Here is a 12,165-nt window from a genome sequence, read left to right as displayed (position 1 = left end):
CGGGTAATTGACCGCATAGTGTCCGCATCTGCGGGTTAGAATTCCCGTATGCCTAATTTTCGCGTTTCCGAAGCGGCTCGGTTCCTCGGTGTCAGCGACGACACCATCCGCCGCTGGACCGAGAACGGAAGCCTGACTCCGCTCAAAGACGACGCCGGACGGATCACCGTGGACGGCCTGGAGCTGGCCCGGCTTGCCCGGGAACAGGCCCAGCTGCCGGATGACCCGGCCAGGGCGGGCAGCTCGGCCCGGAACCGCTTCGTCGGGCTGGTCACCGCGATCACCGCTGACAAAGTGATGGCCCAGGTGGAACTGCAGTGCGGGCCCTTCCGGATTGTGTCTCTGATGAGCAGCGAGGCCGTGCGAGAGCTCGGCCTGGAGCTCGGCTCTGTCGCGACCGCCGTCGTCAAGGCCACCACGGTGATCATCGAGACGCCGAAAGGGAAGGGCGCCGTATGAGGCGCACCGGAAAGACCGCCGGGCTCGCCGTTGCCCTGTCTGTGGCCGCGTCGCTTGCCGGCTGCGGGCAAAGTCCGGCCTGGCAAGACTCGGCGGGGCAGGGTTCGGCCGGCGCCGGCAGGACGCTCACCGTCTTCGCCGCAGCCTCGCTCAAGGCACCCTTCACCGCGCTCGCAGCCACTTTTGAGGAAGCCCAGCCGGGCACCACAGTGCGGCTCAGCTTCGCCGGTTCCTCAGACCTGGCCACCCAGCTCGGCCAGGGAGCCCCCGCGGACGTGTTCGCCTCGGCTGATGCGAATACCATGGCCAAACTGAGCAATACGGGTCTGGTGGAAGGATCACCCAGGGACTTCGCCAGCAACGTCCTGGCCATCGCCGCGCCGCCGTCAAACCCCGCGGGCATCCGGGGCCTCACGGATCTGGCCAGGCCCGGCGTGAAGGTTGTCATCTGCGCGCCCCAGGTTCCCTGCGGCGCCGCCACGAAGGCGGTCGAAAAGGCCGCCGGCGTCACCCTGAAGCCGGTCAGCGAGGAGTCTTCGGTGACCGATGTCCTGGGCAAGGTCACCTCGGGCGAGGCCGACGCCGGTCTGGTCTACGCCACGGACGTCCGGGCAGCCGGGGACAAAGTCACGGGAATCGCCTTCGCCGAGTCGGCCAGGACCGTGAACACCTACCCCATCGCCGTGCTGCGGAGCAGCAAGGACAAGGACCTCGCCGCAGCCTTCACCGCCCTGGTCACCGGCCCTGGGGGCAGGAAAATTCTCAGCGACGCCGGGTTCGGCACACCGTGACCGCGGGCAGCGCGGCGGGCCATGCGTACAGCGGGATCCCCCGCTGGGTGGTGGTCATGGCCGCCGTCGGGGCGCTGTTTGTGCTGCTGCCGCTCGCGGCCATGGTGGCCAGAGTCAACTGGGCGCAGTTCATCCCGCTGCTCACCTCGGAAGCGTCCATCACCGCCCTGGGACTCAGTCTGCGCACCGCGGCCGCGAGTACGGTGCTGTGCGTGCTGTTTGGTGTGCCGCTGGCCCTCGTGCTGGCCCGGGGTCACTTCCCCGGCCAGCGGCTGCTGCGTTCCTTCGTGCTGCTGCCGCTTGTCCTGCCCCCGGTCGTGGGCGGCATCGCGTTGCTGTACACCTTCGGCCGGCGGGGACTGCTGGGTCAGAGCCTTGAGGTGGCCGGAGTCCAGATCGCCTTCTCCACGACCGCGGTGGTGCTGGCCCAGACATTCGTTGCCCTGCCGTTCCTCGTGGTCAGCCTCGAAGGTGCGCTGCGCTCGGCCGGCAGCCGGTATGAGGCCGTCGCCGCCACACTCGGTGCGCGCCCCACCACGGTGCTGCGCCGGGTCACGTTGCCGCTGGTCCTGCCGGGACTCGCCTCCGGGGCGGTGCTCTCCTTCGCCCGCAGCCTCGGCGAGTTCGGGGCCACCCTCACCTTCGCCGGCAGCCTCCAGGGAGTCACCCGCACGCTGCCGCTGGAAATCTATCTGCAGCGGGAGACCGACGCCGACGCCGCCGTCGCGCTCTCCCTGTTGCTGGTCACCGTGGCGGTCATCGTCGTCGGGCTCACCTACCGGAGTCCGGCACCTGCCGGGTCCCGCAGTGCAGGATCCAAGCACGCGTCGGCCCGCGACGCCAGCCGGCGCGTCCGGGTGACACCATGACGTTCACTGTCGCCGCCGTCGTCGCCGCCCGCCGCTTCGAGGTCTCGTTGAGCCTGGGACCGGCCGAGACGGTTGCCGTGCTCGGGCCGAACGGGGCCGGCAAATCCACCCTGCTCTCGGTGGTCGCCGGGCTGCTTCGCCCGGACACCGGCCGGGCTGAGGTGGACGGCAGGGTCCTGTTCCACCTGGGCCCGGGGCAGAAAACCTGGACCGCGCCGCACGGGCGCGGAACCGCTCTCCTGGCCCAGGAGCCGCTGCTGTTTCCGCACCTGAGCGCGCTCGACAACGTGGCCTTCGGGCCCAGGAGCAAGGGAATTTCCGCAGCAGAAGCGCGGGAAACCGCCCGGTACTGGCTCGCCGAGGTCGACGCCGGCGAGCTCGCCTTACGGCGGCCCGGCGAACTCTCCGGCGGCCAGGCCCAGCGTGTGGCAGTGGCCCGGGCCCTCGCCGCGAACCCGGAGGTGCTGCTGCTGGACGAGCCTATGGCGGCCCTGGACATCCATGCGGCCCCGCGGCTGCGTCGGCTGCTGAAGCGGGTCCTCGCCGGGCGCCGGGCCATTATCGTCACCCACGATGTCCTGGATGCCTACATGCTCGCGGACCGCGTGATCGTGATGGAGGGCGGCCGGATCACCGAGGAGGGACCCACCCGGGACGTGCTCAGGCGCCCGCGCAGCAGCTTTGCCGCCGGACTGGCCGGGTTGAACCTTGTGCCGGGAACCGTGACGCCCGTGGGCATCCGGTCCGGCGGAGGCCTCGAGTTCGCCGGCCAGCACGACGGTCCCCTCGTCCCCGGGCAGACCGGCGTGGCGGCGTTTCCGCCGTCGGCCGTGTCTGTCTTCCTGGCAGAGGCGCACGGCAGCCCGCGGAACTCGTTCCCGGTGACCGTCACGGATCTTGAGCCGCACGGGGATCAGATCCGGGTCCGCGCCGGCGAGTTGGCAGCAGACGTAACGCCGGCGGCGTCCGCGGACCTCGGTCTGGTGCCCGGGCTTCGGGTCTACTTCGTGGTCAAGGCCGCGGCGGTGTCTATCTACCCTGCGTGACGGCGTCCGGGCGGCGGCTGGAAGCGGCTGAAAGCGGTGGGCGGGTGACGGTCGGGCGGAGGCGGTCGGGCGGCGGCTGGAAGCGGCTGGCGGTGGCTGGCTACCCGTGGCCTTTGCGGACGGGATGCTGGCTGACGATTGAGACCCGGTTGAACGCGTTCATGGTGATCACGAGCCAGCTCACGGCGGAGAACTCCTCGTCCGTGAGGTGCTTGCGGGCCGCGGCGCCCTCATGCTCGCGGGCGCGGGCGTCCGAGATGTTGGTAACGGCCTCGGCCAGTGTCAGGGCGGCGCGTTCCTGCTCGGTGAACAGCTCCGTGTCCCGCCAAGCCGGTAGCACGGCCAGGCGCTGGGCCGATTCGCCGTTCTTCACGGCATCGCCCACGTGGAGGTCCAGGCAGTAGGCGCAGCCGTTGATCTGCGAGATCCGGACGTTCAGCAGTTCGATCAGGACCCGGTCCAGCCCCGCCTCCTCGGCCGCCTCCTTGGCCTTCAGCCCGAGCCCGTTGAGGGCACGCCAGGCTGCGGGGTGTTCCTTGTCCAAATAGACGCTGCGGGAGGTCGGGGTGCCGGGGGTGTTCGTGGGGTGCGGTGCCGTGGTCTCGTCCATGGCTCCAGACTACCCACGATACTCAGTCGCGAATCTGTGACAAGTTTGTCAAATGTGTGACAAGATAAGCCGACGATGGCGTCCCGGCGCGAGCGGTTCCCCCGACTACCCCGCACCGGGAGCGCCATCGTCGGCAACCAACTCATTCGACGGCCGGCTCCTTGGGGGAGTCGGCCGTCGAATTGGCCTATTCAGGTTCAGCAGCGGGCTGGAGCGGGCTGGCGGGGCGGAGGGGCGGAGAACTCCGCGCCGCATCCACGCCGGCGGCTGGGGTACGTGCTCACTCCTGCGGGGCACTCTATGGGGACACGTCCATTCCTGGGCCCGGGCAATAGACATAGTGGGGCCATGTCCAGTTGCGGGAGGGCGCGAAGGGCATGTCCATTCCGCAGCCCCGCTCCGTGGGGGGACATGTCCATTCGTGGGCCCGGGCCTGGTCCGCAGTGGGACATGCCCATTCTTCCGGTCCGATCCGTAGGGACATGTCCATTCCTGGGCCCGGGCGATGGGCATAGTGGGATTATGTCCAATGGCCCGCGCCTGCGCGGGACATGTCCCGTGGGGCGGGTGCCTAGTCCCGGGGAGCTCCGGCCCTGGACAGCCGTTTCGCTGTGGGCAAACATGGAGCCAGCGGGTCACAAGCAGAGTTGAGCGGAGTAGACTCAACTTTGAGATCAACATCAGCTCGGAAGGAGCTCTCTTTGGACGCCAAGTTCACCACCAAGAGCCAGGAGGCTCTCTCGGCCGCCGCCATGAACGCCTCGACGGCAGGGAACCCGCAGCTCGAACCTGCCCACCTGCTCAAGGCGCTTATGGACCAGCGGGAGGGTGTGGCCGTCGCGCTCCTCCGCGCCACCGGCACCGATCCGGATTCGGTCAGCGTGCAGGCGAGCACCGCCATCAAGGCGCTCCCGTCGACGTCGGGCGGTTCCGTGCAGCAGGCGCAGCTGTCCCGGACAGCCATGCAGGCGATCCAAAATGCCCGGAATGAGGCTGAGCGGCTGGGGGATACGTTCGTCTCCACGGAGCACCTGCTGCTGGGTCTTTCCGCCGGAAGCGACAACGTGGGTAAGCTGATGCGCGACGCCGGCGCCTCTCATGAGGCCCTGCTCGCAGCCCTGCCCGGCCTCCGCGGCGACCGTAAGGTCACCAGCCAGGACCCCGAGAACACGTTCCAGGCGCTGGAGAAGTTCGGCACCGACCTCACCGCGGTGGCCCGCTCCGGCAAACTGGATCCGGTGATCGGCCGCGACGCCGAGATCCGCAGGATCATCCAGGTCCTGAGCCGCCGTACCAAGAACAACCCCGTCATCATCGGCGAGCCCGGCGTAGGGAAAACCGCCGTCGTCGAGGGCCTTGCCCAGCGGATGGTGGCCGGCGACGTGCCCGAAAGCCTGCGCGGCAAGACCCTGATCGCCCTGGACCTCGCGTCCATGGTGGCTGGCGCGAAATACCGCGGCGAATTCGAGGAACGCCTAAAGGCCGTGCTGGAGGAGATCAAGAGCTCGGAAGGGCAGATTGTCACCTTCATCGACGAGATTCACACGGTGGTGGGCGCGGGGGCCACCGGGGACAGCTCCATGGACGCCGGCAACATGCTCAAGCCCATGCTGGCCCGCGGCGAACTCCGCCTGATCGGCGCCACCACGCTGGACGAGTACCGTGAAAACATCGAGAAGGACCCCGCCCTGGAACGGCGGTTCCAGCAGGTCTACGTCGGCGAGCCGAGCGTAGAGGACACCATCGGCATCCTCCGCGGGCTCAAGGAACGCTACGAGGGGCACCACAAGGTGGCCATCGCTGACTCCGCACTGGTTGCCGCCGCCACGCTCTCGAACCGCTACATCTCCGGCCGCCAGCTGCCGGACAAGGCGATCGACCTCGTGGACGAGGCCGCCTCCAGGCTGCGGATGGAAATCGATTCCGCCCCGGAGGAGATTGACCAGCTGCGCCGGGCCGTGGACCGGCTGACCATGGAAGACCTGGCCCTGGCCAATGAGAAAGACGCCGCGTCCGTGGAGCGGCTCGCCGCCCTGCGCGCGGACATGGCGGACAAGAAAGAAGTGCTGGCCGCGCTCAACGCCCGCTGGGAAGCCGAAAAGGCCGGCCTGAACCACGTCGGCGATCTCAAGGCCCGGATCGACGAGCTGCGCTCCGCCGCCGAGAAGTACCAGCGCGAAGGGGACCTCGAGGCCGCCTCCCGCATCCTTTACGGCGAGCTCCCCGCGTTGGAACGGGAGCTGAACCAGGCCGCCGAGGCGGAGTCCGCCCGCGTAGCCGGCGGCGGAGCCAGACAGGAACCCATGGTGGCTGACGAGGTCACCGCGGACGACATTGCCGAGGTGATCTCGGCCTGGACCGGCATCCCCGCCGGGCGCATGCTGCAGGGCGAGAGCCAGAAGCTGCTCGAGATGGAGCACGTCCTGGGCCAGCGGCTGATCGGCCAGACCCAGGCCGTCACCGCGGTCTCCGACGCCGTGCGCCGGGCCCGCGCCGGGATCAGCGATCCCAACCGCCCCACCGGCTCCTTCCTGTTCCTGGGCCCCACGGGAGTCGGCAAGACCGAGCTCGCGAAGACCCTGGCGGACTTCCTGTTCGACGACGAACGGGCCATGGTGCGGATCGACATGTCCGAGTACTCCGAGAAGCACTCCGTGGCCCGACTGGTGGGAGCCCCGCCCGGCTACGTGGGCTACGAGGAAGGCGGCCAGCTGACCGAGGCCGTCCGCCGTCGGCCGTACTCCGTGGTGCTGCTCGACGAGGTGGAGAAGGCCCACCCGGAGGTTTTCGATATCCTGCTGCAGGTGCTCGACGACGGCCGCCTCACCGACGGCCAGGGCCGCACCGTGGACTTCCGGAACGTGATCCTGGTCCTGACCTCGAACCTCGGCAGCCAGTTCCTGGTGGACCAGACCCTGGATGCCGAGACCAAGCGCGCGGCCGTTATGGCCGCCGTCAACGCCTCCTTCAAGCCGGAGTTCCTCAACCGGCTCGATGAAGTGGTGCTGTTCGACCCGCTCAACGTCGAGGAACTGTCCCGGATTGTGGAGCAACACGTCAAGGAACTGGGCGAGCGGCTCAAGGGCCGCCGGCTCAACCTTGAAGTCACCGACGGTGCCCGGGCCTGGCTCGCGGTGACCGGTTTCGATCCGGCCTACGGCGCCCGGCCGCTGCGCCGGCTGGTCCAGCGCGAGATCGGCGACCGGCTGGCCAGGGCGATCCTGTCCGGCGGGATCGCAGACGGGGACACGGTGCTGGTGGATACCGCCCCGGACCTGCAGGAACTCACCATGGGCGGCGCGCAGGCGTCGGACCGGCCCGACGGCGGCGCGGCCACAGGCGGCGGCCTGTCGGTGCGCCGCAAGGAGTAGGGCCACTCAGGGACGCAGCGACTCCATGATGACGTTCCCGGTGGAAGCGGTGACGTAGCAGTCCACGCGCCGGTCGCCCTTTTCCCAGCTGGCGGGGCTCGGGTACGCGTTGCGCTGCATCAGCTCGTAGTTGGTGGCCGCAGCAGTCAGTTGCGCGCCGCGGCACGTCTCGCGGCCCTTGTCCTTCAGGGCTGTCAGGCCGGGGTACGACTCCGAGGCCTGGTAGTTGTGGATGGCGACCAGCTGGGCCGAGTGGCCGCTGGCGCAGTCCACCACGGTGGACGTCGGGGCGTCCGGGTCGAAGTCCTTGAAACAGTCGCCCAGCTGGAAGTCCAGGGCGCCGATGCCCTCCAGCGGAAGCGGGCCACGGCTCGCCGGAGTGGCGGTCGAGGTTCCGGCGGGGGCGGGGGAGCTGTCCGCGGCGGGCGGCTTGGTGCCGGCGCCTAGTGAGGTCAGCCACCAGATCAGCACACCAAGGACGACGACGGCGGCCATGGCGGCGCCCGCTTTCGCGAGGCCCTGGCGTTGAACCCGGCCGCCACGCCGGGACGCGGACCGCAGGGGAGCCGACGAGGGCACGGCGGGCGGCACCACCGGCGGCACGGCGGGCGGCACCACCGGCGTCGCGGACGACGGCGGCGCCGAAGGCCGGGGAGGTGCCCCGTGCGCAGCCGCGGCGGTGGACCGCTGCCCGGATTCACTGGCAGGGGGAACGTCAGGCAGCCCGGCGTCGTCGTGCTTTGCGTTCTCTTCGGTCACTGAGAATTCACCACTTCCGAGCGTCTTTGCCAGGGCTGGACGCCCGGCGGAGGAGCCCGTTTCCGGGAGTCCACTATGAAACTCTATCTAAGATGCCCGCCGTACGGCGGGACGCCGGCTCGCGGTCCGGGGCCGCCGGGGGCGCGACACTGCGGGGGCGGCTACACCGGCGAGCAGTCGAAGCAGAAAGCATGTAATCTAGGTTTACGACAAATTGACCAAACATTCCGGGGCCTCACCGATCACCAATGGTGGCCACCTCCGGTCCGAGTACAAAAGGGGGTCACGCCATGGGGCGCGGCCGTCAAAAGGCAAAAGCTACCAAGCAGGCTCGGGATATTAAGTACTATTCCCCGAACACTGACTACACTGCGCTTCAGCGTGAGCTCAAGAGCTCAGAAGGCCGGCCACCAAGCCGCTTCCCGAGTGAGCCCGCTGAGCCGGACTATTCGGCTTATGCGGATAAGTACGCGGACGGTGTGGAAGAAGACGACGACGAGGTAGATTCCCGTCGCATAGGTTAGTAGACACTTCATTCCGGCACCCCGCTCCATCCGGGACTGCCGGCCAATGATTTTCAGGCCCGCCGGCCACCACCTCTTCGGGTGTGGACGGTGGGTTTTCTGCTGCCGGATCTTCCGGCCGGCCATGTGCCGCGCGGCCAATGCCAGCGGTGCCTTGCCCGGATGCGCAACCACACGTCCACCTCAGGCACATGGAAGTATTCACTTATGACAACTAGCAATGATGACGCCAATCTTCCGGCGGCAATGGACTCTCATGGCCTCGACCACCCTCCCGAAGTCAGCCGCGGGTGGGACCACATCGGGGCCATCATTGTCGATGCAACGTTGCAGCGGCGGCAGAACTACCACGCGACGGTCAAGCCCCGCGTCGTCGCTCTCATTGAGGCATGGCCGGATGCAGGCACCACCAGCGGATTCCGCAGGCGCCTCGATACCGGCGAGCTCTCGGACGTTATCAGCTGGCCTTCACCTGGCCGTCTTGCCCAAGTAGAGGACATGACGCGCGTGTTCGAGCATCATGGCATCGATACGGTCATCGATCTCCGGGGCGCCCTCGGCGACCAGGCCGGGAGAACCGTTCTCCGGGAAGCCCTGGCGGACGTGCGGCATGTCAGTCCCAAAACGCTGGACTACATCGAAACCCTGAGCGGAACCACCACGGGCGCGACCGCCACGTCCCCTGGTGACGACGCAGGACAGCCAGCCCCTCCTCCGAGCGTCGACGCGGGCTGAAACACACCGACTGCTCCGCAACTGCCGTTATGGACCTCCTAAACGGCAGTTGTGGAGCACTCGATGAGGGTCTGGGGCAGGCTGGTCAGGCGTAGGCGTTGACCAGCCGGACGGCCCCGCCGTCGACGCCCTTGGCTCCCTGCACGTAGTCCGGGCCGGTCTTGAGGATCGAATCCGAGTTCTCCCCGACGGTGCCCATGATCCAGGCCGGCAGGCCGCGGTCGTTGAGGCGGTTCACCGCGGCGTCGGCTGCGTCGGCGGAGACGATTGCCACCATACCCACGCCCACGTTCAGGGTGCGCTCGAGGTCTGCGAGCGGGACGTTGCCCAGCTCGGCCACCAGCTTGAAGATGGCCGGCAGTTCCCAGGTTGCGCGGTCCACGGTGGCCAGCAGGCCCTGCGGCAGGACGCGGGCCAGGTTGGCGGCCAGCCCGCCGCCGGTGACGTGGCTGAAGCCGTGCACAGCTTTGCCGCCTGTGGCAGGGGATGCATTGACAGGGAAGGCGCGGGCCAGATCCAGGCAGTCGGCGGCGTAGACACGGGTCGGCTCCAGGAGCTCCTCGCCCAGGGTGCGGCCGAGTTCGGAGACCTGGCGGTCCAGGGCCCAGCCGGCGTGGTTGATCACGCGGCGGACCAGAGAGTAGCCGTTGGAGTGCAGGCCGGAGGAGGCCATGCCGATGATCACGTCGCCGGCGCGGACACGGTCCGGGCCGAGCAGATCGGCGGCCTCGACAACGCCGGTGGCGGCACCGGCGACGTCGTACTCATGCTCACCCAGCAGGCCCGGATGCTCGGCGGTTTCGCCGCCCACCAGGGCAGTGCCGGCGACGGAGCAGGCGGCGGCGATGCCGCGGACAATGTCCGCAATGCGCTCAGGGACAACCTTGCCGCAGGCGATGTAGTCGGTCATGAACAGCGGCTCGGCGCCCACCACCACGATGTCATCGACCACCATGCCGACGAGGTCGAAGCCGATGGTGTCGTGGATGTCCATGGCCTGCGCGATTGCCACTTTGGTGCCGACGCCGTCGGTGGAGGTGGCCAGCAGCGGGCGCTTGAAGGTGAGCAGCCGGGAAACGTCGTAGAGGCCGGCGAAGCCGCCCACTCCGCCGATCACCGAGGAGTTGTGGGTCGCCTTGACGGCACCCTTCATGAGTTCGACGGCGCGGTCGCCTGCTTCGACGTCGACGCCGGCGGAGGCATAGGTGATGCCGGCGGCGTTCTGGGCGGCGTTCATGTCAGCGGCCGGGGAGGCGGAAGTCATACTGGCTCTTTCTTGTCGGCAGCAAACGCATCAGCGTCAATGTATGAGGCGACGGCGCGGTCGGCGGTGGTCACGCGGTCGGCGTCGGTGAGCAGTTCCTCGAACTCGGCGTCCGGGCCCGGATCGCAGCCGGTGGCGCCGGCTTTCCCGGCCGGATCCTCGTCGGTGGCGATGCCGGCCGCGGCTTCGGCTGCGGTTTCCGGTGCCGCGGCGCCGAGGGCGGCGTCTCCGGCCGCGGGAAGGCCGCCGAGATCGGTGCGTTCCAGCAGATTCTTGCCCGGTTTGTCCGCACCCGGCAGCGCGATCGGGTAGTTGCCCGTGAAGCAGGCGGTGCAGAGGCGTTCACGCGGTTGCTGGGTGGCGCCGATCATGCCGTCTTCGGAGATGTAGGCCAGGGAATCGGCGCCGATGGCCTGGGTGATCTCCTCAATGGTGGCGCCGTTGGCGATCAGCTCAGCGCGGGAGGCGAAATCGATGCCGTAGAAGCAGGGCCACTTGACCGGCGGGGAGGAGATCTTGATGTGGATGCTCGCTGCGCCAGCCTCCCGAAGCATCCGGACGATGGCGCGCTGGGTGTTGCCGCGGACGATCGAGTCGTCCACCACTACCACGCGCTTGCCGCGGATCACAGATTCCAGGGCGTTGAGCTTGAGCCGGATGCCGAGCTGGCGCAGGGTCTGCGAGGGCTGGATGAAGGTGCGGCCCACATAGGAGTTCTTGACGAAGCCGTGCGCGAAGGGAATACCGGATTCCTCGGCGTAGCCCACGGCCGCGGGGGTGCCGGACTCCGGGACGGGGATGACGATGTCCGCTTCCTGGGTGTTTTCGCGGGCCAGCTGGCGGCCCATCTCCACCCGCGACTCGTACACCGAGCGGCCCGCAATGGAGGCGTCCGGGCGGGCGAGGTAGACGTATTCGAAGACGCAGCCGGCCGGCGTCGCCTCCGCGAAGCGCTGGGAGCGGACACCGTCCTCGTCGATCGCGATGAACTCGCCGGGCTCGATTTCGCGGATAAAGCTGGCGCCGACGGTGGCGAGGGCGGACTGCTCGGAGGCGACCACCCAGCCGCGCTCCAGCCGGCCCAGGCACAGCGGGCGGATGCCGTACGTGTCGCGGGCCGCGTAGAGGGTGCCTTCGTCCATAAAGACAAAGCAGAAGCCGCCCTTGATCCTGGGCAGCAGCTCCATGGCGCTCTGTTCGAGGGACTTGCCCTCTTCGCCCTCCAGCAGCGCGGTGACCAGGGCCGTGTCTGAGGTGTTGCCCTGCTTCATCTCGCCGCTGAGGTGGCCGCCGTTGCGGTCCATGATCATGGCCTTGAGCTCGGCGGTGTTGGTCAGATTGCCGTTGTGGGCCAGGGCCACGGTGCCCGCCGCCGTCGCGCCCAGGGTGGGCTGGGCGTTGGCCCAGTGGCTGGCGCCGGTGGTGGAGTAGCGGCAGTGGCCGACGGCGAGGTGCCCGGTCAGGGTGTTCAGCGTGGTCTCGTCGAAGACCTGGGATACGAGTCCCATGTCCTTGTAGACACTGATCCGCTTGCCGTCGCTGGTGGCTATGCCAGCAGACTCCTGACCGCGGTGCTGCAATGCATACAGCCCGTAGTAGGTGAGTTTTGCAACTTCTTCACCGGGAGCCCAGACCCCGAAGACGCCGCAAGCGTCCTGGGGGCTTTTTTCGCCGGGGAGAAGATCATGGGAAAGTTTTCCATCGCCGCGTGCCACTGGTCGATTATCTCACGTTGTG

11 protein-coding genes are annotated in these 12,165 nt (G+C 68.4%); 7 read left to right on the top strand and 4 right to left on the bottom strand.

The window, feature by feature from the left end; all coding sequences use genetic code 11:
- Nucleotides 1-48 precede the first annotated feature (48 nt).
- Genes RCH07_RS04775 through RCH07_RS04760 form a run of 4 tightly spaced genes read left to right on the top strand, consistent with a single transcriptional unit; the run spans nt 49 to nt 3,165 of the window.
- Nucleotides 49-459, top strand: coding sequence for a TOBE domain-containing protein (locus RCH07_RS04775; protein ID WP_326966327.1), 411 nt, complete (start codon nt 49-51; stop codon nt 457-459).
- Entirely contained in the window at nt 456-1,250 is a 795-nt protein-coding gene (modA, locus tag RCH07_RS04770) for a molybdate ABC transporter substrate-binding protein (protein WP_326966326.1), read from the top strand. The genes RCH07_RS04775 and modA overlap by 4 nt, the downstream gene beginning before the upstream one ends.
- A 56-nt stretch (nt 1,251-1,306) precedes the next feature.
- Nucleotides 1,307-2,119: an ABC transporter permease gene (locus tag RCH07_RS04765; RefSeq protein ID WP_326966386.1), complete on the top strand. Its 813-nt coding sequence runs from the start codon at nt 1,307-1,309 to the stop codon at nt 2,117-2,119.
- Nucleotides 2,116-3,165, top strand: a complete 1,050-nt coding sequence (locus tag RCH07_RS04760) for a sulfate/molybdate ABC transporter ATP-binding protein (protein WP_326966325.1) — start codon at nt 2,116-2,118, stop codon at nt 3,163-3,165. Before RCH07_RS04765 ends, RCH07_RS04760 begins: the two co-directional genes overlap by 4 nt.
- Nucleotides 3,166-3,265: 100 nt before the next feature.
- Here RCH07_RS04760 and RCH07_RS04755 read toward each other — a convergent pair whose 3' ends face one another.
- A complete protein-coding gene (locus RCH07_RS04755) occupies nt 3,266-3,775 on the bottom strand; it encodes a carboxymuconolactone decarboxylase family protein (protein WP_326966324.1) in 510 nt (169 codons plus the stop codon).
- Nucleotides 3,776-4,476: 701 nt separating this feature from the next.
- On the opposite strand from RCH07_RS04755, the gene clpB reads away from it, so the two are divergent.
- Entirely contained in the window at nt 4,477-7,146 is a 2,670-nt protein-coding gene (clpB, locus tag RCH07_RS04750; RefSeq protein ID WP_326966323.1) for an ATP-dependent chaperone ClpB, read from the top strand.
- A gap of 6 nt (nt 7,147-7,152) precedes the next feature.
- Here the strand turns inward: clpB and RCH07_RS04745 are convergent, their stop codons facing one another.
- Nucleotides 7,153-7,905 carry a septum formation family protein gene (locus RCH07_RS04745; RefSeq protein ID WP_326966322.1) on the bottom strand — a complete coding sequence of 251 codons (753 nt, stop codon included), beginning with the start codon at nt 7,903-7,905 and terminating at the stop codon, nt 7,153-7,155.
- Between the two features lie 290 nt (nt 7,906-8,195).
- On the opposite strand from RCH07_RS04745, the gene RCH07_RS04740 reads away from it, so the two are divergent.
- On the top strand, nt 8,196-8,429 hold the full coding sequence (locus RCH07_RS04740) for a DUF3073 domain-containing protein (protein WP_326966385.1): 234 nt from the start codon (nt 8,196-8,198) through the stop codon (nt 8,427-8,429).
- Nucleotides 8,430-8,636: 207 nt separating this feature from the next.
- Nucleotides 8,637-9,164 carry a hypothetical protein gene (locus RCH07_RS04735; protein ID WP_326966321.1) on the top strand — a complete coding sequence of 176 codons (528 nt, stop codon included), beginning with the start codon at nt 8,637-8,639 and terminating at the stop codon, nt 9,162-9,164.
- 85 nt (nt 9,165-9,249) lie between these two features.
- Here the strand turns inward: RCH07_RS04735 and purM are convergent, their stop codons facing one another.
- The gene (purM, locus tag RCH07_RS04730) at nt 9,250-10,428 is read right to left on the bottom strand and encodes a phosphoribosylformylglycinamidine cyclo-ligase (RefSeq protein WP_326966320.1); all 1,179 of its coding nucleotides are present in this window, start codon (nt 10,426-10,428) and stop codon (nt 9,250-9,252) included.
- On the bottom strand, nt 10,425-12,143 hold the full coding sequence (gene purF, locus RCH07_RS04725) for an amidophosphoribosyltransferase (RefSeq protein ID WP_326966319.1): 1,719 nt from the start codon (nt 12,141-12,143) through the stop codon (nt 10,425-10,427). The genes purM and purF overlap by 4 nt, the downstream gene beginning before the upstream one ends.
- Nucleotides 12,144-12,165: the final 22 nt, after the last annotated feature.

The organism is Arthrobacter sp. CG_A4, from assembly GCF_035985125.1.
Taxonomy (GTDB): domain Bacteria; phylum Actinomycetota; class Actinomycetes; order Actinomycetales; family Micrococcaceae; genus Arthrobacter.
Note: the sequence above shows the minus strand (reverse complement) of the source record. Positions and strands in the feature narration are given on the sequence as shown.

What these genes read in the sequence shown, in the direction of transcription:
- RCH07_RS04775 (WP_326966327.1), top strand. Translation starts at nt 49, where the DNA reads ATGCCTAATTTTCGCGTTTCCGAAGCGGCTCGGTTCCTCGGTGTCAGC.
- modA (WP_326966326.1), top strand. Translation starts at nt 456, where the DNA reads ATGAGGCGCACCGGAAAGACCGCCGGGCTCGCCGTTGCCCTGTCTGTG.
- RCH07_RS04765 (WP_326966386.1), top strand. Translation starts at nt 1,307, where the DNA reads ATGGCCGCCGTCGGGGCGCTGTTTGTGCTGCTGCCGCTCGCGGCCATG.
- RCH07_RS04760 (WP_326966325.1), top strand. Translation starts at nt 2,116, where the DNA reads ATGACGTTCACTGTCGCCGCCGTCGTCGCCGCCCGCCGCTTCGAGGTC.
- RCH07_RS04755 (WP_326966324.1), bottom strand. Translation starts at nt 3,775, where the DNA reads ATGGACGAGACCACGGCACCGCACCCCACGAACACCCCCGGCACCCCG.
- RCH07_RS04740 (WP_326966385.1), top strand. Translation starts at nt 8,196, where the DNA reads ATGGGGCGCGGCCGTCAAAAGGCAAAAGCTACCAAGCAGGCTCGGGAT.
- RCH07_RS04735 (WP_326966321.1), top strand. Translation starts at nt 8,637, where the DNA reads ATGACAACTAGCAATGATGACGCCAATCTTCCGGCGGCAATGGACTCT.
- purM (WP_326966320.1), bottom strand. Translation starts at nt 10,428, where the DNA reads ATGACTTCCGCCTCCCCGGCCGCTGACATGAACGCCGCCCAGAACGCC.